The sequence below is a fragment of the Waterburya agarophytonicola KI4 genome (assembly GCF_020640915.1).
In the GTDB taxonomy this organism is placed as follows: Bacteria; Cyanobacteriota; Cyanobacteriia; order Cyanobacteriales; family Xenococcaceae; genus Waterburya; species Waterburya agarophytonicola.
Window position 1 is genome coordinate 1 of record NZ_JADWDC010000022.1, and the last position, 22404, is coordinate 22404.

19 protein-coding genes are annotated in these 22404 nt (G+C 36.8%); 5 read left to right on the top strand and 14 right to left on the bottom strand.

From position 1 onward, the window contains the following. Positions 1-17 precede the first annotated feature (17 nt). Entirely contained in the window at positions 18-215 is a 198-nt protein-coding gene (locus I4641_RS10530; RefSeq protein WP_229640477.1) for a hypothetical protein, read from the bottom strand. Between I4641_RS10530 and I4641_RS10535 the strand changes: the two genes are divergently transcribed. Next, on the top strand, positions 199-1113 hold the full coding sequence (locus I4641_RS10535; RefSeq protein WP_439655340.1) for an IS110 family transposase: 915 nt from the start codon (positions 199-201) through the stop codon (positions 1111-1113). The two genes, I4641_RS10530 and I4641_RS10535, sit on opposite strands and share 17 nt — an antisense overlap. Positions 1114-1237: 124 nt before the next feature. On the opposite strand, the gene queC is transcribed toward I4641_RS10535, so the two are convergent. Next, positions 1238-1927, bottom strand: a complete 690-nt coding sequence (gene queC / locus I4641_RS10540) for a 7-cyano-7-deazaguanine synthase QueC (protein ID WP_229640479.1) — start codon at positions 1925-1927, stop codon at positions 1238-1240. Between the two features lie 125 nt (positions 1928-2052). Between queC and mnmE the strand changes: the two genes are divergently transcribed. Next, complete coding sequence (gene mnmE / locus I4641_RS10545; protein ID WP_229640480.1) at positions 2053-3429, top strand: tRNA uridine-5-carboxymethylaminomethyl(34) synthesis GTPase MnmE; 1377 nt, start codon at positions 2053-2055, stop codon at positions 3427-3429. Between the two features lie 23 nt (positions 3430-3452). Here mnmE and I4641_RS10550 read toward each other — a convergent pair whose 3' ends face one another. Then, positions 3453-4901 carry a sugar transferase gene (locus tag I4641_RS10550; RefSeq protein ID WP_229640481.1) on the bottom strand — a complete coding sequence of 483 codons (1449 nt, stop codon included), beginning with the start codon at positions 4899-4901 and terminating at the stop codon, positions 3453-3455. 376 nt (positions 4902-5277) lie between these two features. On the opposite strand from I4641_RS10550, the gene I4641_RS10555 reads away from it, so the two are divergent. Beyond that, positions 5278-5772, top strand: a complete 495-nt coding sequence (locus I4641_RS10555; protein WP_229640482.1) for a TolB family protein — start codon at positions 5278-5280, stop codon at positions 5770-5772. Positions 5773-5922: 150 nt separating this feature from the next. Then, positions 5923-6990 (top strand): DUF1517 domain-containing protein, encoded by a 1068-nt coding sequence (locus tag I4641_RS10560; protein WP_229640483.1) that lies wholly within the window; start codon positions 5923-5925, stop codon positions 6988-6990. Here the strand turns inward: I4641_RS10560 and I4641_RS10565 are convergent. Further along, positions 6977-7621: a sugar transferase gene (locus tag I4641_RS10565; RefSeq protein WP_229640484.1), complete on the bottom strand. Its 645-nt coding sequence runs from the start codon at positions 7619-7621 to the stop codon at positions 6977-6979. The genes I4641_RS10560 and I4641_RS10565 overlap by 14 nt on opposite strands. Positions 7622-7851: 230 nt before the next feature. Here I4641_RS10565 and I4641_RS10570 point away from each other — a divergent pair, with 230 nt between their 5' ends. Next, on the top strand, positions 7852-8889 hold the full coding sequence (locus I4641_RS10570; RefSeq protein ID WP_229640485.1) for an acyltransferase family protein: 1038 nt from the start codon (positions 7852-7854) through the stop codon (positions 8887-8889). Between the two features lie 30 nt (positions 8890-8919). Here the strand turns inward: I4641_RS10570 and I4641_RS10575 are convergent, their stop codons facing one another. From I4641_RS10575 to I4641_RS10620, 10 genes are all read right to left on the bottom strand, one after another. Beyond that, positions 8920-9792, bottom strand: a complete 873-nt coding sequence (locus tag I4641_RS10575) for a sulfotransferase domain-containing protein (RefSeq protein ID WP_229640486.1) — start codon at positions 9790-9792, stop codon at positions 8920-8922. A gap of 45 nt (positions 9793-9837) precedes the next feature. Beyond that, positions 9838-10968, bottom strand: coding sequence for a glycosyltransferase family 4 protein (locus tag I4641_RS10580; protein ID WP_229640487.1), 1131 nt, complete (start codon positions 10966-10968; stop codon positions 9838-9840). Between the two features lie 34 nt (positions 10969-11002). Beyond that, the gene (locus tag I4641_RS10585; protein WP_229640488.1) at positions 11003-12289 is read right to left on the bottom strand and encodes an O-antigen ligase family protein; all 1287 of its coding nucleotides are present in this window, start codon (positions 12287-12289) and stop codon (positions 11003-11005) included. A 33-nt stretch (positions 12290-12322) separates the two neighbouring features. Continuing rightward, entirely contained in the window at positions 12323-13429 is a 1107-nt protein-coding gene (locus I4641_RS10590; protein WP_229640489.1) for a glycosyltransferase, read from the bottom strand. 1 nt (position 13430) lies between these two features. Next, complete coding sequence (locus tag I4641_RS10595) at positions 13431-14561, bottom strand: glycosyltransferase family 4 protein (protein ID WP_229640490.1); 1131 nt, start codon at positions 14559-14561, stop codon at positions 13431-13433. A gap of 11 nt (positions 14562-14572) precedes the next feature. Continuing rightward, the gene (locus tag I4641_RS10600) at positions 14573-15493 is read right to left on the bottom strand and encodes a sulfotransferase domain-containing protein (RefSeq protein ID WP_229640491.1); all 921 of its coding nucleotides are present in this window, start codon (positions 15491-15493) and stop codon (positions 14573-14575) included. 146 nt (positions 15494-15639) lie between these two features. Continuing rightward, the gene (locus I4641_RS10605) at positions 15640-16398 is read right to left on the bottom strand and encodes a sulfotransferase domain-containing protein (protein WP_229640492.1); all 759 of its coding nucleotides are present in this window, start codon (positions 16396-16398) and stop codon (positions 15640-15642) included. A 122-nt stretch (positions 16399-16520) separates the two neighbouring features. Continuing rightward, a complete protein-coding gene (locus tag I4641_RS10610) occupies positions 16521-17432 on the bottom strand; it encodes a sulfotransferase domain-containing protein (RefSeq protein WP_229640493.1) in 912 nt (303 codons plus the stop codon). Positions 17433-17461: 29 nt separating this feature from the next. After that, entirely contained in the window at positions 17462-18826 is a 1365-nt protein-coding gene (locus tag I4641_RS10615) for a flippase (RefSeq protein ID WP_229640494.1), read from the bottom strand. Between the two features lie 433 nt (positions 18827-19259). After that, positions 19260-22166, bottom strand: a complete 2907-nt coding sequence (locus I4641_RS10620; RefSeq protein ID WP_229640495.1) for a polysaccharide biosynthesis protein — start codon at positions 22164-22166, stop codon at positions 19260-19262. Between the last annotated feature and the right edge of the window lie 238 nt (positions 22167-22404).

Sequence of the window (22404 nt, forward strand, 5' to 3'; positions counted from 1 at the left end):
TTATCATTAGCTATGATTCATATTTGGATTAATAAATTATTAGTGGGATAGGTTCGAGGAGTAAAAGGCAAACCACCACCACCACACACAGCCGTTCTAGTAGCATAAATACCAGTAGGGATTGGAGCTTCAGCAATCCAACGTACAGGAACATTAGCTAGGGCTGGGATTGAGGTAAGACTAGTAGGACATACCCAACTGAGGGCATATCGCAAAAATACCCTAGAGTTGCCTGATAAAGACGATCAAGCTGATGCCTTGGCACTAGCTTGTTACGGTTTCGATCACTTAAATAGCGATCGCAAATTTGTCCAAATCAGAGAACCAATAGTAGTTAAAATTCGCGAACTCGTTCTAAGACTAGCCCACTTGAACCGTTGCCAGTCCCCGATAGTCAATCGCTTAAGACAGGATCTAGCTTGGCAATTTCCCGAAATGGCTAAAGTTAGATTTACGCAAAACAGTTTAGCTTTACGTTGGCTTGGGGGTTCAACGGAGTCTAAAAAGTACGAAAAGCTGCTTTTAAACTCCGTTGGCTTGGGTATCTCTTCTACGGTAGTTTACCACGCCGAAAGGTTGATTCATCTCCATCAAGAAGAAATTGAGATTGAAGATAAATTAACCTTTTTGATGACTGATTCTAGGTTTGATGTTTACCGCCAAGTATTCGATCGCTTTGGTTTTGGCGATCGCATACAGGGGATGATATTAAGCCAGATTTACCCACTAGAAAACTATCTAACCGATGAAGGTAAACCATTAACCATTTATCGCAGGGGTAGAAACTCAGGCAACATTACCAAGCGTTATCTATCCCGCAGAAGGTTCGAGAAAGCTTTAGGTATTGCCCCCACGGGCGACAGTTCAGGGGATAAAGAGAGCAAAAAGATAATTGGCGGATCTGACTTATGCAGGATTGCTTTATGGCAGTGGATCTTTGTCAGAATAGAAGTTAAGCGTAATCGACCAAAAAATGAAATCGGTCAATCTTTGGGGGAAATTTGCGATCGCGAAAAGGCAACGGGTAAACCTATCCGTTTGGTGCGTATGAGAATAGCAGCAAAAGCGGTTCGGCTTTTGTTCAAGGAATTAGTTAAGGCTAAAAACTCTTAACTATCCCCAAGGGGGTAGTATGTCTATTACCCCTATTTAATGACTAGAGGGAAGTAAGAATGCGTTGATTGTTTTTACAGATAAAATTAAATATAAATAAAATTATTAGGAATCCGACTAGAAACTATTGACAGTTACTATTTAAAAAAACAGCACTAGTTAAATCAACACGTCCAACTTCCAAAAGAGCGCGGTCGCGAATACGGCAAGAATCGCACAAACCACAGGGTATCTCCTCACCTTGATAACAAGACCAAGTATCTGCAATCGGTACGTTGAGCTTTAAAGCGCGACGTACTATATCGGCTTTAGAATCTTTTACCAGGGGAGCAATCAATTGAGGTGTATTTCCTTCAATTCCTGCTTTGGAAGAAAGATTGGCTAACTGCTGATAAGCTTGAAGATATTCGGGACGACAATCAGGATAACCAGAATAGTCTACAGCATTAATTCCCAGATATATGGCTTGGGCATTTTTAGCTTCAGCCAAAGATAAAGCGATCGCAATAAAAACTGTATTACGTCCTGGCACATAAGTAGAGGGAATAATGTCTGGTTCTATACCATCTTGGGGAATATCTATCGATTCATCCGTTAATGATGAGCCTCCCCACTGGGATAAACTGACATCAATCACAAAATGTTCTTGAATTCCCAATGCTTCTGCGATTTTTTTCGCAGCTTCTAGCTCTTTATAATGACGTTGACCGTAACGAAAAGAAAGAGCAATTACCTGATATCCTTCAGCAATCGCTATTGCAGCGGTAGTGGCCGAATCTAAGCCTCCTGAAAGTAATACTACTGCTTTGTTCATAACCAAATCTTGTATCTAAATTAAAGTTACATATTAAATGAATTGTCGCTCTCTTTTCAAATTAACCTCCTTTGCCCCTTAACCTTATTATCAGACCATTAATTATAATTTGTGCCAAAAATTTCATGTCTTTGATTCAGGGAGAAACCATTGTGGCGATCGCCACTGCTATTGTACCAAGCCAGGGTAGCGTGGGTATTGTCCGTATGTCAGGAATGAATGCAGTCAATATTGCCAAAGTTTTGTTTAAAACTCCTGGTTATCAAGATTGGTCGACTCATCGCATTCTCTACGGCTATATTCGCCATCCCCACACCAAACAAGTAGTAGACGAAGCATTATTACTGTTGATGTTGCAACCCCGCTCTTATACCCGCGAGGATGTGGTAGAGTTACACTGTCATGGAGGTATTATCGCCGTCCAAGAAGTTTTACAGCTATGTATTGCTAGTGGAGCGAGATTAGCCCAACCAGGAGAATTTACTCTGAGAGCTTTTCTCAATGGCAGAATAGATTTAACCCAAGCAGAAAGTGTCGCCGAATTAGTCAATGCTCAATCTAAAGCAGCTTCTCAAGTTGCCCTAGCAGGATTGCAAGGTAAACTCGGCAGTCCTATTCGCGATTTGCGAAGAATTTGCTTAGATATTTTAGCTGAGGTAGAAGCCAGAATTGATTTTGAAGATGATTTACCCCCTCTAAATGAAGCTGAAGTTAAGCAACAGTTAGAAGATGTGTTAGATCGAGTAACTACTATTCTTGCTACTGCCGAACAAGGAGAACTATTACGCAGTGGTTTAAAAGTTGCTATTGTTGGCTGTCCTAATGTAGGCAAATCTAGTTTGCTCAATGCTTGGAGCAAAAGCGATCGCGCTATTGTCACCGAACTTCCTGGCACTACCCGTGATGTCGTTGAATCTACTTTAGTGGTGGGGGGGATTCCTGTAAAAGTTCTCGATACGGCAGGAATTAGAGAAACTACCGATACCGTAGAAAAGATTGGTGTCGAACGATCGCGCCAAGCCGCCACCGCAGCAGATTTGGTTTTATTGACTATTGATGCCATAGCGGGTTGGACCCAAGCAACCCAAGAAATATACCAACAGGTCAAAGATCGACCTTTAATCTTGATAATCAACAAAACAGATTTGGCTTCTCCCCAAACAATTACTTATCCTGAAGAGATTTCCACCGTAGTTACTACTAGTGCTGCTAATAATCAAGGAATCGATCGCTTGGAAAGAGCCATTCTCAGTCTGGTATCCCAAGGTAAAATTACGGCTGCCGACTCGGAAATGGCAATCAATCAAAGACAAGCTTCCGCATTAACTAAAGCTCAAGTAGCTCTAGAACAAGTCCAACAAACCGTGGTTGATCGGCTGCCTTTAGATTTCTGGACAATCGATCTTAGGGGAGCAATACAAGCTCTAGGAGAGATTACGGGAGAAGAAGTCACCGAATCAGTCCTAGAAAGTATTTTTAGCCGTTTTTGTATCGGTAAGTAGCTGCTTGAATTTGGCGTATTAATCTATCTTCCTTTACCTAAAATTACTACTCTCAAAGTCTTGAAGGCGATGGTTAAATCCAACCAAAGAGAATAATTTTTGATATAAAACAGATCGTATGCCACTTTTTGATAAGCGTCTTCTACCGAAGCACCATAAGGATAGGATACTTGCGCCCAACCAGTGATCCCTGGCTTGACTAAATAGCGAAAATCATAATAGGGAATTTCCTCTCTTAGCTGAGTATCAAATTCAGGACGTTCGGGACGAGGACCAACCATACTCATTTCTCCTTTGAAAACATTCCAAAGTTGAGGTAGTTCGTCAATTCTGGTCAACCGAATAAAAGAACCCACAGTGGTGATGCGAGGATCTTTCTTCTTCGCCCACTGAACTCCTTTTGCTTCAGCATTTTGATTCATCGAACGGAACTTGTGTACTTTAAATGTTTTACCATTAAGTCCTGTTCTTACCTGAGAATAAAAGATTGGTCCTTTACTAGTCAGTTTTATCGCGATCGCCGTGGGAATAGTCAAAGGAAAAGTGGCAATTAGCAATACTGCTGCTGCCAAAATATCAAAAGCTTGTTTTAATTTAGCTTTAATTCGATTGTGTAAGATATTAAACCCAGAAGTGAAGGCGAACCAATCATCTTGAATATACGCGGGGGGGATTTTTTGCCAAAACTGTTCGCAAAAATCAGCCAAGCTATAAATATAAATACCTTTGAGTCTCATATCCATCAACTCGCGAACCATTTCTTTAGATAGTTGACCTTCTGCACCATCAATCAAAATTCCCGACCAATATTGCTTCTTCCAGACAGTATTTAAAGGTTTGACGCTGTTTAATACCAGAGAATTTCCACCACTATTACGTGCCATCTCAGGTCTATTATTTCTTTTTCCATAACGTTCGGAGAAAGAAACAAATTCTATAGCTTCGTTGTTGAGTTTGCGATGTTTGCTGCTAAAAGCCAGAACTTTATCATAGTCTCCCAAAACTAAAAATCGGCTAGTTTGATGGTTGGCTTTGAGCCAGCGATCAACCAGAGTTCTACTAGCGACAGCCCAAACAGAAAAAATAGCATCACTAATGATTAAAACTCCCCTACCGACGATTGGTTCGCTGCCCCACAATCCAGTGATATAAATAGCACAGGTGACTATGGTGACAGTTAAAACAATGCCTAAGATAGCTCTTTCGGATAACCTAACTCCCGAAACTTGTCGGTTTAATTTGTAGGTATCGGTTAGATAAAGTCCAAATAAGTACATTCCCACTAGAGCATACAATAGGGGATTTCCCCAATCTAGAGACTCAGATAAACGCCATTGAAGGGCTACATATATAGAGCCAAACAGACCGATGATATCTCCAATGATTAGCAACCAGATGATAATCATGCGAGAAGTTCGACTATATATCAGGAGGTTAGATAGAGGTTTCGAGGGACGTTCAGTGTGCAACATTAGTTGATAAAAATACGAAATTCGTAAGTTTTTGTAATTTAGACATAATTTTACATGACAACCAGTATTTTTACTTAAACAATCTTATTCATTTTACTTAATTTTAAAGAGATGCTTGCTATTAGTACTTGTTGTAATATTTCTTTTAACAAAAATAAGTAAAAATGCTGAGTAAAACATTTAAAACATTTATATAGTATCTTTATAGTATCTTTACATTTAGAGATAAGTAATATTAATCGACCTTGGTAAAATTGAGTAGCTAAAATTTAATTTTGAGTACTATATTTCTGAGAACTTTTTGTAGCTTGCAACACCTTATAGATGGGCAAAAATTTAAGCGATAAAAACCAATTTATATTAAAGCTTCTAGTCAATGATTTTTAGATTGCTATTTATTTTGAGTCCGCTCTTAATTAGCAGTTGCACTTCCAGCTTGCTAATTCAACCAGAAATTGTGACGGGAGGTATCAATAGTAACTCCACAGAAGAATACCCCACTTATAGTTCGGATGGTCGCTATCTAGCTTTTGCTTCAGATCGTCGTGGTCCTAGAGATATTTTTCTTTACGATTTACAAAACAGGAAGTTAATGTCGTTACCCAATCTAAATCGTCGTGACTCTAGTCAAGATCAACCCGCACTCAGTGAAAATGGACGTTATATTGCCTACGTTTCTACGGAAAGAGGAAAAACCGATATTTTTTTTTACGATCGCTCTACTCAAAGATCGGAGTTATTAACCGCCAATGTTAAAGGTTCTTGTGCTAATCCTACAATTAATGGAGATGGTAGCAAAGTAGCATTTCAAACTAGTGAGTTGGGAAAATGGAAAATCTCAATTGTTTCCCCCAATGTAGCCAATAATTAGGGCGACACAACTATATTTTTTCAAATTAACTACTTCCAATTGGGAACTATAAATAGAGATTAACCCCAGGGAGAAGCAATTAATTAAAAATTTTTCTTTAATTGATTGCTATGTATAATTGTGTTAAAAAAAAATCAAATTAAACTATTTTTGGCGACTTCAATCGCGATCGCTATTGCTCATCATTCACCAACCGTCTTGGCTAGTAAGATCCAGACGAAAACCAGCGATCGTTTTACCTCTATAACTTTGAACGGGAAGATTATTCAATCTGCCAATCTAATTGCTAAAAAAAGTGGCGGGCGCAGTGGAGGGGGATCTTTCAAAAGCAGACCATCTCGCTCTCAAAAAAGTTCTCCCAGCAGAAACTCTAATCAACGCAAGTCAAGCTCTCCCAGTCGTAGCTATGATCAAAGAGATTCTACTTATAGAGAACGCGATCGCACTTATCCCAGACATTCTAGCCCTACCTACTATCATCGAGGCACGACCCATAGTAGAGGAAGCTCTGGTTTTGGTAATTTTATTATCTCAATTTTTATCTTAGTTTTTTTGGGGGGGCTAATTTTTGTTCTCTTTCATGTCTTTCGTCAAATGTTTGGCTCGAATTCTGATTCTTCGAGCAAGGCGGAGAGAAAAATTGCCCAAGAAAGAGATAACGATCGCGTGACAGTATCTTTATTGCAAATCGTTTTGTCTTCTGAGGCTCAAAAGATTCAACAAGATTTATTGACATTGAGTACTAGGGTAGATACCAGTAGCGATGAGGGATTAATGGAGTTGATGCGAGAATCTGCCTTAATATTATTACGTAACGACCTTAATTGGACTCACGTTTTAGCCAATTCTCATTCTTTAGATATCAGTCAAGCAGAACAAGAATTCGATCGATTGTCTTTAATCCAAAGAAGTAAATTTAGTGGAGAAAGTTTCAGCAATATAGATGGAGTGATCGAAACCAGACAAGCTCGTAATCATGATGAGTCGGGTTTTCCTGCTTATGTTGTAGTCACTTTGCTCTTTGGTACGGCTGATGACAATGCCTTATTTGCTAAAATTCATAATTCAGAAACTCTCAAAGAAGTTTTACTTCAACTCTCTTCGATGCGAGAAGATTATCTAATGAAATTTGAATTGCTGTGGACTCCCCAAACAGTCGATCGATATTTAACTGATGAGGAGTTGTTGATAGAATATACCGATGCTATGCCTCTATAGGATTAACTTCTACTCCATCCTGAGAATTAGCCTTAGAGCCTGTAAACTCAGTACAGGTTACGTGACCTTCCTTACTGATACCGTCTTTTTTGATAACCTTTTCTACGGTAGCAAATAAAATTTTCAAATCTAGCCACAGACTCCAATTATCCACATAAGCAACATCCATCTTAAATCTATCGTCCCAACCTAGAGTATTACGTCCGTTGGTTTGAGCTAATCCAGTAATACCTGGTAAAACTTGATGACGGCGCATTTGCTCTGGGGTATATAGATCGAGATATTTGGGTAACAAAGGACGGGGTCCGACAAGACTCATATCTCCTTTGAGAACATTGAGTAATTGGGGCAATTCATCTAAGCTAGTTTTGCGAATTATTGAACCAAAGGGAGTCATGCGATCGCTATCGGGTAAGAAATTACCAGACTTGTCCCTTGCATCTGTCATAGTACGAAACTTGTAGAAAGTAAAAATTTTGCCGTCTTTACCAGGACGAAGTTGGGTAAAAAATATGGGGCTGCCTAAGTTTACTCGGATTAAAATTGCCAAAATTAAAATCAACGGGGAAAACAACAATAAAGCGATCGCAGCAGCCAGGCGATCGACAGTGCTTTTAATTAATCTACTCATAGTTTTAGTGAGATTTATTAGTTATTAAAATTTTATTCTTCAGTAGTATCCAACTCTAGTTTAATCCCTGAATTTGATTTCTTCATCGATCCAAAATAGTCTATATAGGCAAATTAATTGTAGGTTTTATATGGAGCTTTGTTGGAATTTATAAATAGTTCAGTGATGTTATGGGATGGCAAATAAAGTATATAATTACATCTTAAATTATGTTAAGAATATAAAAATGTATGATGAACTCTCGAAATAGCAGGGAAGCAACGGACTATTTAAAAGGCTTGGCTATTTTTTTTGTATATGTCGGTCACTTTCTCAATGTTTTTGCTCAGCTGAGGACGGGATACGGTAATGGATTTGTTTCCATCTTTTTTTTATTAAGTGGTTATGGCATTTATAAATCTTTGCAACGCCATGACAATCCAACTCATAATATTAGAAATTTTGTACTAAATTTTTTCCAAAAACGTCTCACCAGACTTTACCCTTTATTGTGGCTTAAGTTTATTCTTCTTGGTCTCCCTACTAGTATATTAGCCTTTTTTGCTTTGGATTTTATTAATCCACAGTCGCCCTGGTTTATTCCTGCAATCATTCAATGTTATCTTGTTGCGCCCTTATTATTCCTCTACTTTCGTAAGCTTAATATTAAAAAAAGTGTGCTAATAATAGTTACTACTTTTATTTTATTAAATGTTGCTTTATTGAGTTTGGGAGTCAATCCAGTTAAAACTCTTGCTTATAGAGGATTATTTTTCCAAAACATTTTCTTGTTTCTTTTAGGATTCATTCTGGCAAAAATTGATTCGTTTAAAGCCTTACCCAAGTATGCTCTGTTATTAAGCTTCTTAATCTATTTGTTTTGCATTAACGAAACATCTCCCCTATCAGTGCTTTCTTTTTCTGGCAAAAGTATCCTATTCTCTTTGCTATTTTCCTGCTCTACTTTCTTGGTGTGCTACGCATTTTTATCAAGAAGAATTAATTTACCTCTCAGCAATTTTTTCCAAACCAGTGGAAAATACTCTTATTCTATATATCTATTTCACGGTCTAAGTTTGACTGTTTTATCAGCAATTGGCATATTAAACAAAAGCTCGGAAGCCCTTTTAACAAATTCAATTATTGCCCTGTTTTGGTTTCCAATACTGCTCGGTTTTTGCTCTCTTTTAGAGATTATTATCGGGGAATTCATCTTTGGCAAGAGAGATATTAAAAATGTAAAAACAAAAACTTTAGAAACTATGGATTCGTTGAAAAATCCTTTCTAAAGCTAAATTTTAAATTATTGATGATACATCCTAGCTAAAGAAATCAATCTTAATTCCTTTTTCTAACCATATTTTTTTCCAAGGGGAAAGATCGAGGTTTAATTCACTTTCTAACATCAATACATCTTGCTTGCATAAATTAAAAATCTCACTAAATTCATCTCGACTTAGTTGAGATTTTTTTTGCTTCTTGCTAGTGAGAAGCTGCTTTACACCTAATTGCTTACCATAATCTACTATTTTATGTAGACCAGTATTGTGCAAAAGTTTTACTCCAGAATAGACTAATTTAGAAATACTATGGTTGACTGGAGCTTGACTGGCATTCGATCTTTTAGATAAGTCATAAGATACATTTTCCGCTTCTATTTCCAACTTATCTAATATTTCCAAAGCAAAATTATTGGGAGATTCTTTTAATTTTTCAAAAAAAACAACTTCAACATTGTTTGAACCAAAAACTTTAATCCATCTAGATAAGTGAAAATAATAACGAGCAGTATCTAGTAAAATTGGCTTGTCAGGCAATGCTGCTGCCAAACTAACCTCTGGTTCAATTCTGCCTCTTTGCTTCATATGAGAATAAAAAGATACGAGGCGAGATACTGGCTCTCTTAAAGTTACCAGAATTTTACATTCAGGATTGAAATCATAAATTCTTTGGGGTGCTGACTCTGAATTAAAATAACTTGGAGCTATTTCTCCCACTTTTTGGTTTTCTTGAATATCAGTAAAATGAGAATAATACCAATCTAAACCCTGATCATATTTCTTATCAAAAAAGAAAGTTTCTTTGACTTTGGTGGGCAATGCAACTCCCTCATAATTAATCAAATAATCATAAATCCAGGTAGTTCCAGTTTTAAAAGGGCCAACTGCAATAAAATCTAATTTTTTCGACATTATTTATTTGATAAATTTATCAATGAGTTAATTGAATCAATCTAATTAATTTACTACACTTTGATAAATATGTTCGTATTCCTTGACAATAGAATCTAAAGCAAATTTTTCTACTATTCTATTTCGGGCAGCTTGACTTTTTTCTGCTCTAGCATCTGGCTCTAAATTAATTATTTCTTTCCAACCTTGGGCTAAAGCATTCGGGTCTTTCGGGGGAACAGCCTTTCCTGTATCTCCCACAATCCAACCAGAATCGCCAATATCCGTAACCACACAAGGAATTCCACAAGCCATTGCTTCTCCAATCACTAAGGGGAATGCCTCGCCAAAAGCAGAAGAAGAAGTCAAAATATCTAAAGCTGGTGTAATTTGAGGAATATCTCGACGTTGCCCTAACAAATACACACTTTTACTAATATCCAACTCGGCGATTAAATCGGTTAAAGCCGAATTTTCACTATCTACATTAGTACCAATTAAAACAAACTTAGTATCAGGATATTCTGCCAACAATACTTTAGCCGCCTTTAATAGATTGGCATGGTCTTTCATCGGATGATATCGAGCCAAAGACCCAATCAAAAAAGTATCATCAGATATGCCCAATTCCTGACGGAACTTTTGTCTGATTTCAGCAGAAGGTTGAAATTTAGAAATGTCAAAACCATTAGGTACAACACAACTGTTTTCACGGTCATAACCTATTTTTTGGTGTTGACCTTGACTTTTTTCTGATACATAAGCCACCTTACTTACGTATTTAGAAGACCAACTACCAAAACGAATGATTCCTTGAGTTAGAGGTTTTTCTGAAGGTAAATCGTGAAGGGAATGATGAATACTCCACAAGACAGGAGTCTTTTTGCCACTAACGAAATTGAAAAACTGTGCTGCTAAATTTCCATGATACATCCAACCTTGAATCAGATCTGGTTCGGCTTGTTTAATTAAACCTACAACCTTTTTAACTGATGCTAAACTTGGCTTGCCTACCAACATTCCCGCACTATGAACGGGTATGCCTAATTGTTCGATTTGTTCTCCGAAAACCCCTTTGTCCATCAATGAAATAATTGTCGGTTCAAAAAGGTCTCGATCTATCTTAGACAAAAGATTATAGAGCATGACTTCCGCCCCACCCATGTTTAAACCAGTAGTCAAGTAAACTATTTTCATGATTTTTATGGTGCTAAATCTGGTGTAAATACATCTAATACTTAGTTACTATGTCTTGTTCTAGGGCGCGATCGATTCTACTTTGTTTGCTCAAAACTGCCATAAAAGCGATCGACGTCAAAATGAAAAAATTAGTAAAGACTGTATGACTAAATATGCCCCAAATCAAAGCATAAATTGTAAAAACAAGTGCATACTTTCGATGTTCTCCTTGGGCCTGCCATACAGAAGCCAAAATTAATAGAGGATAGATAAATATTCCCAAAAATCCATATTCAATCATTCGGTCGAGATAAATATTGTGAGATCTCGGTGCTTTATCCGAATCGGGTTTAATTCCTTCGTGTTCCCCGCTACCCAAGCCACTACCAAAGATAGGACTACTGGTGAACTTTTGCCAACCCAACTCCAATAATAGAATACGAGAATCTTCTTCCTCTTCTACTATTTCTTCACTTTCAGCAAAAGGATTGGCTATAACTCTAATCCTTTCAATCGTTCCTTCATTAAATATTTCTTCCCCATTAGGAGTTTTGATATAAGACAAATTATCAACTTGCGCCGAAACAATTGTAGCTGTCACCAAAATTGAAACTATTAATATTGGTAATTGGGCGACAGGAATAATTTTGACCGCCATAAATAGCAAGACAATTAGTAACCAACATGCGATACCACCACGAGAAAAAGTTGCAACATTACCTATCAAGACAAATAAAGCATAAATCAAACGATATTTTGGTTTAATTAAACCAATTGTGAAAATCAAGCCCATATTTAAACCACAGCTTGCCATATTCGGGTCAATATAAAAACCACCAGCTCTTCCTGGTACGTCTTGAACTTCTTGTAAAATTGTTGGTTTGAGAAATTGAGCTGTCAACAGAAAAACGTTGAAGAATGTGACTATTAAAACGCTAATTTTAGTAAATTGTTGAACTACAGAATGTTCTGAAAAAATAAGCAACATCAAACTGATAAAAATCATCGATCTAATCTGATCTTCCATAATCTGCTGAATAGGAGCAGAAGAACTAGGCATAGCTAATACTACAATGGATGTCATTGCCAGATAAATAGCAAACCAAACAAAAATAGACCGAGGCAAGTATGGTAATTTTTTGAAGATTGATGGATACAAAGGTACAGCCAAAAACAGAAATCCAATCACCCACAATAAAGGTATTCCTATACCATAAGCAGTCAAAACACCGTCTAGTTTGCTAAAAAAGACCAATATTGCCGCTACTGCCACAAAACATTGGTAATTAATCAGGAAGTTGGTTTTTTGTTTATTAGTGTGCCGAGTTAAACTACTCATTATCTTTAATTAATTATTAATAGTTATTTAATTTTATTTTTTATAATCTAATAAGGTTTCGAGGTATTGAGGAACAATCTGCTCGGTTGAAAATATTTTAGCTCTTTGTTGCAAAGTATCTCTAGATGTTGGTTTGTCTAAGACATTTAACATGGCTTCTGATAAAGATTTACTATCTTGAATGGGAACTAAATAACCATATTTTCCTCCTGCCAAAATTTCCTCTGGACCACTAGGACAGTTGGTCGATACTACCGAACAACCGCAAGCCATTGCTTCTATCAAAGCAGTAGGCAATCCTTCATAGCGAGAAGATAGCACGAATGCAGTTACCCGATTCATATAGCCATAGGGATTATCAGCAAATCCTGGCAAATCGATATCATCCTTAACCCCTAAAGTATTAGCCAATTCTTCTAATTCGCTTCTTAATTCTCCTTCACCTAAAATTATTAGTCGAGCAGCTTTTTGTTGTCTAACCAAAGCAAAGGCTCTAATCAAATTAACAAAATCTTTTTGAGCAGTTAATCTCCCAACAGCTAAAAAAACAGGTAGCTCTCCAAACTTTAACCAAGGATGGGAAACAGGAGTATTGGCTTTTGCGAGTAATTCCTCATTAATGACTGGATTGTATATGGTTTTGACGGAGCCTGGGGCAAAATTCAATTGATTTTCTAAGTCAGCACTAACTCCTTCGGAAACTCCTATAATGGCATCGGCACTGGGATAAAAACGCTCCATAAACCAAGGTGTTACCTTTGCCCTGAGGGAAGTGGCATCGGCTACAGACAAAGTGTTGTGTTCTACTACTGCCAATCTAGTTTTTGAACCCGCCAGCTTGTTAGCTAATAGAGCAATCACATTAGCATGACCGAGATGGGATAATAAAGCATCTGGTTGAGTATTTTTTAAATATTTAACCAATGGCAATATAGCAGTAGCAACCCGTGGAGACTGAAGATTAATAATATTGACTCCTTCTGGCACTTGCTCTAAAAAAGAACCTTCAGCTATACCTAATACTAAATCTAAGACTAGGTTTTTGTTGTCAACCATACCTTTAAGTAGGTTTACTGATACTCTTTCTGCACCCCCACCGTATAAATTGGGCAGAAAAAAAGCAATTCGTTGCTGAGACATTTTATTTTCCTCCCCTACCATGTTTTTCTAGGATTGCTTTCTGACTCAAATCAGTCCAACCTTGGATAATTTTCTCCAAACTAAATCTAGTGCCAACTTCAGGAGCAGACTTAGCAAAATGCTCTCTTTCTTCGGGGTTTGTAATTAAACGCTCGATCGCTTTAGTTAATGCAACTTCATCCTGATTGGGTATTAAGATACCATCAACCCCATCTCTGACAAGCTCTCTTGGTCCACTAGGACAATCTGTGGCAATTACTGGCAATCCACATAACATTGCTTCGCCATGAGCCATGGGAAATCCTTCAAAACGAGAAGACATCACAAAAAATTGAGCGCGTTCCATTAATAGGAAAGGATTTTTGACTCTTCCTGGTAATACTACCTGCTCTCCTAAATTTAATTCGGCTTTTAGTTCTTCTAATTCCCTGCGAAGTTCTCCTTCTCCCAGGATAATTAGCTGCCAGTCTGGATATCGGGGCGCGACTTTGGCAAAAGCCTTGAGCAAAATATCAAAACCTTTTTGATTGGTTAAACGCCCCATGCTCATAATCCATTTGCGATCGCTATGAACTCCTGTAGGAATTTCAATTTCGGAACTAGCATTTTTGGATACGAAAAAGGGATTATATACTACTTCTTTTTTACTTTTAGGCAACCAAGTAAAATAGTCTTCTACTCCTTGGGATACGCTAACTAGTTTGGTAGCAAAGGGATATACAAAACGTCTGAGAGTTTCCCAGAATTTACCGTAAGAGATTAAATTGGGGTCGCAATGTTCTGTAATCAAAACTGGATATTTAGTTTTAAGAGTAGCTAACACCGTCAAAATATTGGTTTCGGTTAAGTGTGCCATGACAATATCTGGTTCGCTTAACTTAATGGCTTTTCTGAGGGCAGACACTCGCTGGAGATTGCTTTTAATCGCATCGAGAGGATTCTTGGATACGCCCATAATTCCCAAGGCTATTCTCTTAACGCCTGGGGGAAGCTGATAAAAATCTGTATCTTTTTCAGTTCCAGTAATAACTGTGACTTGATGTCCTTGTAGCTGAAATCCTTCTGCTAGAGAAACAACAACTCTTTCTGCTCCACCACAAAATAGAGATGGGGTTACTAAGGTAATTTTCATCTTTTTGTTGGTTACTTATTTAGAGATTTTGCTGTTAGCCAGTGACTCAAATCTCGATTGATCAATTGGGCAAGTTTTTGGATATCGGTACTAAACTCTTCCATCATATCGGCTCGCAAATCCTCAGAGAGGGGTTCGCGGGCTGCAACCTTAGTATTGAAAGAACGGATTGTATCGAGAATACCCAGTTCTTTAATACCTAACATATCTCTAGCTTTGAGAGCCACGTTAGTTAATAAAGCAGGAGGTTTTGCTGTGAAATTACCAACTGCACCCATTTTGTGAGTTTTGTTTTCGTTAATTCTTACAAATTCAGTACGTTCGTCATTAGGTACGGCTAAAAATTCTAGAACTTCGTCATAGACATCTTTAGTTGATTTAACAAAGTCTTCAAACAGAATTATTTTGACCTGTTCGGCAGGGAAAATAGTTTGTAATCTTTCAACTTGCTCTCCCAGCTTTCCCATTTCGGCGTATTGTAAAAAGGCGGCTTCTCTGCATTGAGAAGGAATTTGCTTTCCTTGCTTTCGAGTTGCTTGTAATCTCCAAGCTTTCTCAAAACTTTTTTCACTTTCATCAGCAGTAAAAACTAGTTGAGAATGAAAAGAATAAATCATGTCTACGGGGTTGCGTAGCATGACAATTATCTTTGCTTGTGAATCGTATTCTTTAATTTTGTCTAAAGCTACAGTCGAACAAAGATAGAAAACAGAACCTTCTCCAATTGCTGTATGTTTTGCGGTACTTTCAGAAAATAAGCCAGAGTATTCCGACCAAGTTTTGGTTACGCGATATTGTTCAAAATCGAAAGTAAAGTAATGTGGTTCTTTGGGTTCGCTAATATAAATATTGGGATGATCTCTTAGATATTCACTCAAAGCAGTTGTGCCACATTTGGGCGCACCAGCAATAAAAAAATTGGGTTTATTCATAATTTGGAAGATCTCGGTAATAAAATTTGATTTTATCGATCGCTAAGGGCAATTTATCAAAGTAATAAGCTGATGGTGTTACTGAATGGCGATCGATCTAAAGTTCAGTAGCTACAGAAAAAGGCAATTGTTCGGATGGCTCAATTTTAACCCTTTAAAAACTTCGTGTAACTAGACCCCGACAAAGTCTCTAAAACCTCATCATAGTTAGCTATTTTATCGGAATATTTTCCTTGATTTATGCGCTTTAGTTCACTTTTAAAAGTTATAGAATCGCTGCTTACTTCTAGAAACTCAGCGACAGAACATAAGACTTGGTTATAATCTTCCTGCATTGATTCGTAGGTTATTTCTAGTACTGACAGAGGCATTATCTTGAGTAAAGAACTGAAAAGCTTGTTATTTCTCGTGCATCTATCTAAATCTTTGATGAGATAAGAAGTGTCAATAGTGACTTGTCTGGTTTTAGACTGTACTGTATTAGAGTGAGCTATGTGGTGTTGGTTTTTTGCTGCTCTAGAAATTATGACATCGAGATAATTTTGACGAATTAAATGAATAATTCGATAATTATCTAAAAGTAGTTTTAGCATTATTTCAGGATTTTCCTGAATCTGATTGTACATGATCTTGAAGCCGATAATATCAAAATTAGTATCAGATTTGTAGCTATCTAAAATATCTAAATACTTAAACGCAGTAAAAATAGATTTTTTATTTGCATTAGTTTTGTAATCGTAATATGTAGGAAATTGCTTATCTGTCCAATTTGGTCGATCAGCTCTCCAAATAAAGGGTTCTTCAAAGGATTTTATTTTAGGATGACTATCTAGAAGAGTTGCCAACCAAGTTGAGCCACTCCTAGGGGTTGTAATTACGCAGAACTTTGGTTTTTTCTTAGACATAATACTTGGTTGATACTTGAGTGAAATATTTATTAATAATACTAAGAAATGGGAGACAAATTTAATCAATTGGGTCAAATTTTATAGATTCAGGTTATTACCTAAAATCAATTAAACTTATTTTATTTCCATGGTGATAAGTCTAACTTAAAAGCCTCAGCCAGTTTTTGATTGTGGGGTCTAAAGTAATTTTCCAAACGTTTTAAAGATTCAGTTCCCGCAGGCTCGGGAGGAGTAGTGTTGAACTTAAAATAAAATGATTTTAATAATCCTCGAATCTGACTCGTACCTAACAATGGAGCAAGTTTGAGTAACAATTTATGAGTAAATCTATTTTTAATAGCTAAGGTTTGAGTTCTTTTTTCAAAGTAAAATTCTTGATAAAAATCAGCATCAATCCCTATATTTTGGGCGAGTTTAATTAGAGTAGCTTGAGGATTTGACACCATATCTTCAAACAAGATAATGTGAATCTTGGATAGAGGAAATCGTTCCGCCCAAGGAGCAATAAAATTGTAGTAGCAATTATTGGGTAATTGAGTATTTAACCATTCGTAGAAAAAATCATTTGGGGGATAGTTTAGTTTTTTGACTAATTCTCCCGTTTCATCCAACAATAAATCTGTCACTTGCTCAAAGGTAAGATTGCTATCCAAACGGGCTAAATTATTCTGAACAAAGCTAAAAGAGGAAAATACTCTTTTAGCAGGTTTGCGTAAGAGAAAAACAACATGGGGTTGAGTTTCACATTCTGCAAAAAAGTCTAAAGCAGTTTGTTGATAAATATAGTGAGGAGTTGCTTCCAAAACAATTTTGATATCTTCAGGACAGTTGGGGAAAAAAGCTTCGTATTTTTCGATGCCGTGCAGATTATAGTTAGCCTCTGGGCGCAACAAAGAACTATCGCGATCGATAAAGTAAAAAGTTTCTTTACAGGGTGCGCCATAAACTTCTGGATGGGCAGCAAGCCAATGAAATAGAGAACTACTTCCTGCTTTAGGTGCCCCAGCAATAATCAAATTTGGTAATTTCATATTTTTATTTATTGAGAAAATTTTTCTGGCTATTTATTTTTGGTTTTGGGACTACCAAAAGAATAAAGAGAAATGCCTAACTTTTTCTTGACAGAAATAGCCTTGATAATGTTAATCACAATCAAGCTAGTAGTGGTTGCTGTTGCTGCACCATTAATTCCCCATCGAGGAATTAGCACTGAATTTAAAATTATATTTAAAATTGCGCTCAAGCCTACAGCGATCGCCGTCTCATTTTGATGTCCCGTCATATTAAGCAGTAAACCAACTGCTCCTGTAAAAGAAGTAAAAATCGTACCTATAATTAGAATATTCATCGCTGTACGACCAGGAAGAAATTCCGAGCCAAAGATTAATAATACTTGATTACCCAAAAGCATTAACAGACCTCCCGTGACCAAAGAAAACAAGAACACACTTAACATACTTTTGCGAACTATTCTTTCTAGCTGCCGAATTTTACCTTCAGAATAAAGAGTGGCAATGTTGGGACCGAGAACACTGTTAGCTGCATGATGGATAAAAACAGTTAATCTAGTAATACCCAAAAGTACTGCATAAATTCCCACGGCTTCTACACCTTTGATCGAACCTAACATGATAATATCGATCCGGGAATTGAGTAGTTGTGATGCCCCCAGAAACATAAAAGGCAAACCATCAGCAATCCATTTTTTGGTGTTATATTTTGGTGTAACTTGACTTACTTCTGGAGGAAGAGATTGCAACAACCATCTAGTACCGATAATTAAAGTGACAATCGAAGCAAAAATCTTGATTCCTAATACCCAAAAAACATTAAAGCGATCGTTGAATAAGAAATAGGTGGCGACAGTTAAGGCAATAACAATAATTGGTGAAAATAAAGAGTCTGGCATTTGCCCCAAAACAATTTTACGCAGACCCTTCATTGCTCCTAATCGCAGATTGCGTAAAGACATGATAGGAACGGCGACCATTGATAAAGCGATCGCCAAAACTACAGTAGAATCTGAATCTCCCTTAAGATTCCAAGCTGCAATTATTGCTATTAAAGTAATAGTAATACCAGCACTCAACACCATCAAATTAGCCCAACGTAGAAATCCGCCGATTAGATCGTACTGAGCTTTGTTACGATATATGGCAATTTCTCGAACTATTAATTGATCGAGTCCCAGCGCTGCGGGAATACTTAATAAGTTTGCCCAGGTCGTAGCATAAGAGTAAGTTCCCAATCCAGATGTTCCCAAAAAACGAGCGAAGATAACGCTCATCACAAAAGCTAAGAAAGCAGAGGCAACTTTCAAGCCTAGAGATCCAGCCACACCTTTGATTAGTTGATTTTTAAGATGGTTAGTTTGTCCTTGGGATGCCCAAATTAGCTGGATTTTTTTGGTAATTGCTTTGAACATTGACAAAATTTGATAATTTAATTAGTTTTGAGTAGGCAATATTATATGTCGACAAAAGAGGTATGCAATGTGAATACTCTGACTAAAAAGCCTTTCTTGTCGTTTGTCAATACTTGACTATATCCTAGATAAGATTTACCGAGGCGATATGAGATAGTCAAAGTCTTAGCATATAAGTATCAGAGATAGACGACTTCATTAAAAAATTTGATTTCTCAAACGGTCAACCAGATTTTTGCGATCGCTGGTTGTAGAATCTTCTGTTATCTTTTTGTACTATACAGTTAATAGCCTACAATAAAAAAGCAATTTTAAATTAATTGTTAAAATAACAGTCGAGTTTTATTATTTAATATTTTTCAATTAAAAATCCATCTGAATAATTAGGAAAAATTCATTCAAATGGATTATTTTCTAAAATTTTATTTTTTGCTTAATTACTTTTTTTAAACATAGCCTGGCTTTTACCAGTCATGAGCTTTATAACATCATTACTATTTAAGGGCTGTTTTAAGTAATATCCTTGACCGTATTCACAAAGAATACCTTTTACTTTATTTAATTGAGGTATATTTTCAATTCCAGTTGCAGTAATTTCTAGGCCATAGTTTTCTATATCGATTATAATATCTTGCAGAACTTCCCAAGCCTGATGCTCTTGTTCGATTCGTGACATCAAGTGTCGGTCTATTTTGACGCGATCAAATTCTCGGTAAAGCAAATTTGGTTGAACGCGACCATATAAAGATGCAACTCTGCCAAAGTTATCAATTTGTAGTTGAATTCCCAATCTTTTTAACTGGGGCAAAACATTCATTGCTACTTGAGGACTTTCTCCCAATAGATATTCTGATATCTCTAAAGAAATTAATTTAGGATTGATTTCGTGTTTATCCAAGTTATAACTTAAATGCTTAACCAAACTATTTTGCAATATTCCTTGGCTAGGAATATTAATACTAATGCCAACATCTGATGCAAAACTAGAATTTTCTTGCCAAGATTTTAACTGCATACATACAGCTTCAACAATCCAACGTTCAATAGGAACAAGTAAACCTGATTCTTCAGCTGCGCCCATAAATTTTTGGGGCATAATTAAACCAAATTCTGGATGATTCCAGCGGAGTAAAGCTTCAAACTCTTTTATTTTACCAGTCTGAAGATTCATTACAGGTTGATAATAAAGGCTGAATTCTTGATTTTCTAATGCGTGTTTCAATCCTTCGTCTAGCTCTGTTGAGGTTAATCGGTTAGATGAGGTGGAATGGGGTAAGCTCAACTGAGAGGCAAAATCACCAAAATCACTTTCTGAAATAGCAGTTATAGGATTTAGATCGCAAGTTTGACTGATAATTTTCTCTAAGTTATCTTGAGCGAGTTCTATATTAATTTGTTGATATTTGGTTTTGTATCCTACTACTAATCGATCTAGTAGGAATACGATTAAATTGGTGTCGTTTTTCTGCGCTGCTTCGCACAAAATATCTATACTCAAGTCAAAGTTTTGCGGAACAATTCGGCTGGCATTTTTAACAACTAAAACCTTTTCGTGAGAAGTACTTTCATATTCTTCTCCTTCTACTAGTAACTCTTCATAAAGTTTTTCACCTGGTCGCAATCCCGTAAAGACGATCTCAATATCTTTACCAACTTCATATCCAGAAAGGTGAATTAAATCTTTAGCCAAGTCAACAATTTTGACTGGTTGACCCATATTGAGCATAAAGATTTGGCCTTGACTATTTTTATTGCTTAAAACAGAAGCCTGTAGCACTAACTGCACCGCTTCGGGAATAGTCATAAAGTAGCGAGTAATTTCGGGATGGGTGATGGTTACAGGACCACCTTTGGCTATTTGCTGTTTGAACGTAGGAACTACACTACCTCGACTGCCTAAAACATTACCAAAGCGTACCACAGCATACGGTCTACCGCTAATTTGAGCAGCTTTTAAGACTAACATTTCAGCAGTCCGCTTACTCGCTCCCATGACGTTGGTAGGGTTAACTGCCTTGTCAGTAGAAATCATGACAAAGTTGCCCACATTGTATTTGATGGCGAGATCTAAAAGATTTTTTGTCCCCATCACATTGTTGGTGATAGCCTCGGGGGGATTAAGCTCCATAAGAGGTACGTGCTTGTGAGCGGCTGCGTGAAATACGATATCTGGCTTATAGGTACGAAAAGCGTTTTCTACTCTATCTTTGATTCGGAGGTCGGCAATAAATGGAATCAACTCAGTTAACTCTTTGTCTGGTTGTTCTTGTTGTTTGAGTATTTGTAATACTTGATCTAGTTCTTGTCTAATGTTAAAGATAGAGTTTTCGCCATGTCCGAGCAAGATTATTTGAGAGGGACGACAACGGAAGATTTGACGACATAACTCGCTACCAATTGACCCTCCTGCACCAGTAATCAGAACTTTTTTACCTTCTAACAGCTTAAAAACGCCTTGGGCATCGGTTTGAATTGGTTCACGACGCAACAAATCTTCAATTTTGACTTCTCTAAGGGTATTGACTTTATTACTATTATCAAGAATTTCGTTGGTAGCTGGCAATGTATTAACAGCAACGCCAATTGCTTGACAGACATCAACAATTTCTCGAATCACCTTACCCGAAGTGGTAGGCATGGCAATTACTACTTGACGAATGTTCTGGGCAGCTACTATTTCAGGAATTTGGAAGCGGTTGCCAACTACAGGAAGTCCTTGAATATTTAAGCCTTTTTTCTGAGAGTTATCATCAACAAAGGCAATAGGATTGAATCCTAGTTTTGGGTTACGACGCATTTCTTGAAGGATAGATACTCCTGCATCTCCTGCTCCTACAATTAAAACGCGATCGCGTCGATAAAAGTTCTTATTTTGCTGTTTTTTTCTTTCGGCTGCTCTAATACTAAAGCGAACACCTCCAATTAATATGAAAGTGAGAATACCGTCTAAAAGAGTTAAGGAGCGAGGTACTAAAAATCTTTCTAACTCTGTTATGTATTCTAAGACGCTTAAGATCATAGTATTGGCTACAACCGCACCCGCAGTTAAAACTGCAATTTGGGTTAATTCATCAATACTCGCATATTTCCAATATCGTTTGTAGAATCCACCGAAGGTAAAGATTATTAATTTAACGCAAGAAAAGATAATAGTCGCAATAATCAAACCAGTGCGATATTGCCCTAAAATCATCAGATCGTCTAGTCGAAGAATGATACCCAACAAAGGTGTTATGGAAAAAATAAGCGCATCTAAAAGGAAAAAATGACGATTATTTAATCCCAGTAATTTTTTATCTAAACTCTTTAAGTTTTTATCTATCGTTGTTTTAAATTTCATCTTTTGTTCCTTTTAAACTTTAAAACTTTCAAACTTTATATTTATCTATAATCTGATTTTACGGTGTATTCCAAAATTGCTTTGTGATCTTGTCAAGTGACATTTGGTTATTAAACAAGCAAAAAGCTCAATTGAAATTATTAAGTAGAATTTGACAATTTTGAACATTCCTATTTACATAAGCTTTGAAGGATGTTGTAGGTAAATAAAAAAGTATATGTTTTAAGTCATAAATATC

What these genes read in the sequence shown, in the direction of transcription:
- queC (WP_229640479.1), bottom strand. Translation starts at nt 1,927, where the DNA reads ATGAACAAAGCAGTAGTATTACTTTCAGGAGGCTTAGATTCGGCCACT.
- mnmE (WP_229640480.1), top strand. Translation starts at nt 2,053, where the DNA reads ATGTCTTTGATTCAGGGAGAAACCATTGTGGCGATCGCCACTGCTATT.
- I4641_RS10550 (WP_229640481.1), bottom strand. Translation starts at nt 4,901, where the DNA reads ATGTTGCACACTGAACGTCCCTCGAAACCTCTATCTAACCTCCTGATA.
- I4641_RS10555 (WP_229640482.1), top strand. Translation starts at nt 5,278, where the DNA reads ATGATTTTTAGATTGCTATTTATTTTGAGTCCGCTCTTAATTAGCAGT.
- I4641_RS10565 (WP_229640484.1), bottom strand. Translation starts at nt 7,621, where the DNA reads ATGAGTAGATTAATTAAAAGCACTGTCGATCGCCTGGCTGCTGCGATC.
- I4641_RS10570 (WP_229640485.1), top strand. Translation starts at nt 7,852, where the DNA reads ATGATGAACTCTCGAAATAGCAGGGAAGCAACGGACTATTTAAAAGGC.
- I4641_RS10575 (WP_229640486.1), bottom strand. Translation starts at nt 9,792, where the DNA reads ATGTCGAAAAAATTAGATTTTATTGCAGTTGGCCCTTTTAAAACTGGA.
- I4641_RS10580 (WP_229640487.1), bottom strand. Translation starts at nt 10,968, where the DNA reads ATGAAAATAGTTTACTTGACTACTGGTTTAAACATGGGTGGGGCGGAA.
- I4641_RS10585 (WP_229640488.1), bottom strand. Translation starts at nt 12,289, where the DNA reads ATGAGTAGTTTAACTCGGCACACTAATAAACAAAAAACCAACTTCCTG.
- I4641_RS10590 (WP_229640489.1), bottom strand. Translation starts at nt 13,429, where the DNA reads ATGTCTCAGCAACGAATTGCTTTTTTTCTGCCCAATTTATACGGTGGG.
- I4641_RS10595 (WP_229640490.1), bottom strand. Translation starts at nt 14,561, where the DNA reads ATGAAAATTACCTTAGTAACCCCATCTCTATTTTGTGGTGGAGCAGAA.
- I4641_RS10600 (WP_229640491.1), bottom strand. Translation starts at nt 15,493, where the DNA reads ATGAATAAACCCAATTTTTTTATTGCTGGTGCGCCCAAATGTGGCACA.
- I4641_RS10605 (WP_229640492.1), bottom strand. Translation starts at nt 16,398, where the DNA reads ATGTCTAAGAAAAAACCAAAGTTCTGCGTAATTACAACCCCTAGGAGT.
- I4641_RS10610 (WP_229640493.1), bottom strand. Translation starts at nt 17,432, where the DNA reads ATGAAATTACCAAATTTGATTATTGCTGGGGCACCTAAAGCAGGAAGT.
- I4641_RS10615 (WP_229640494.1), bottom strand. Translation starts at nt 18,826, where the DNA reads ATGTTCAAAGCAATTACCAAAAAAATCCAGCTAATTTGGGCATCCCAA.
- I4641_RS10620 (WP_229640495.1), bottom strand. Translation starts at nt 22,166, where the DNA reads ATGAAATTTAAAACAACGATAGATAAAAACTTAAAGAGTTTAGATAAA.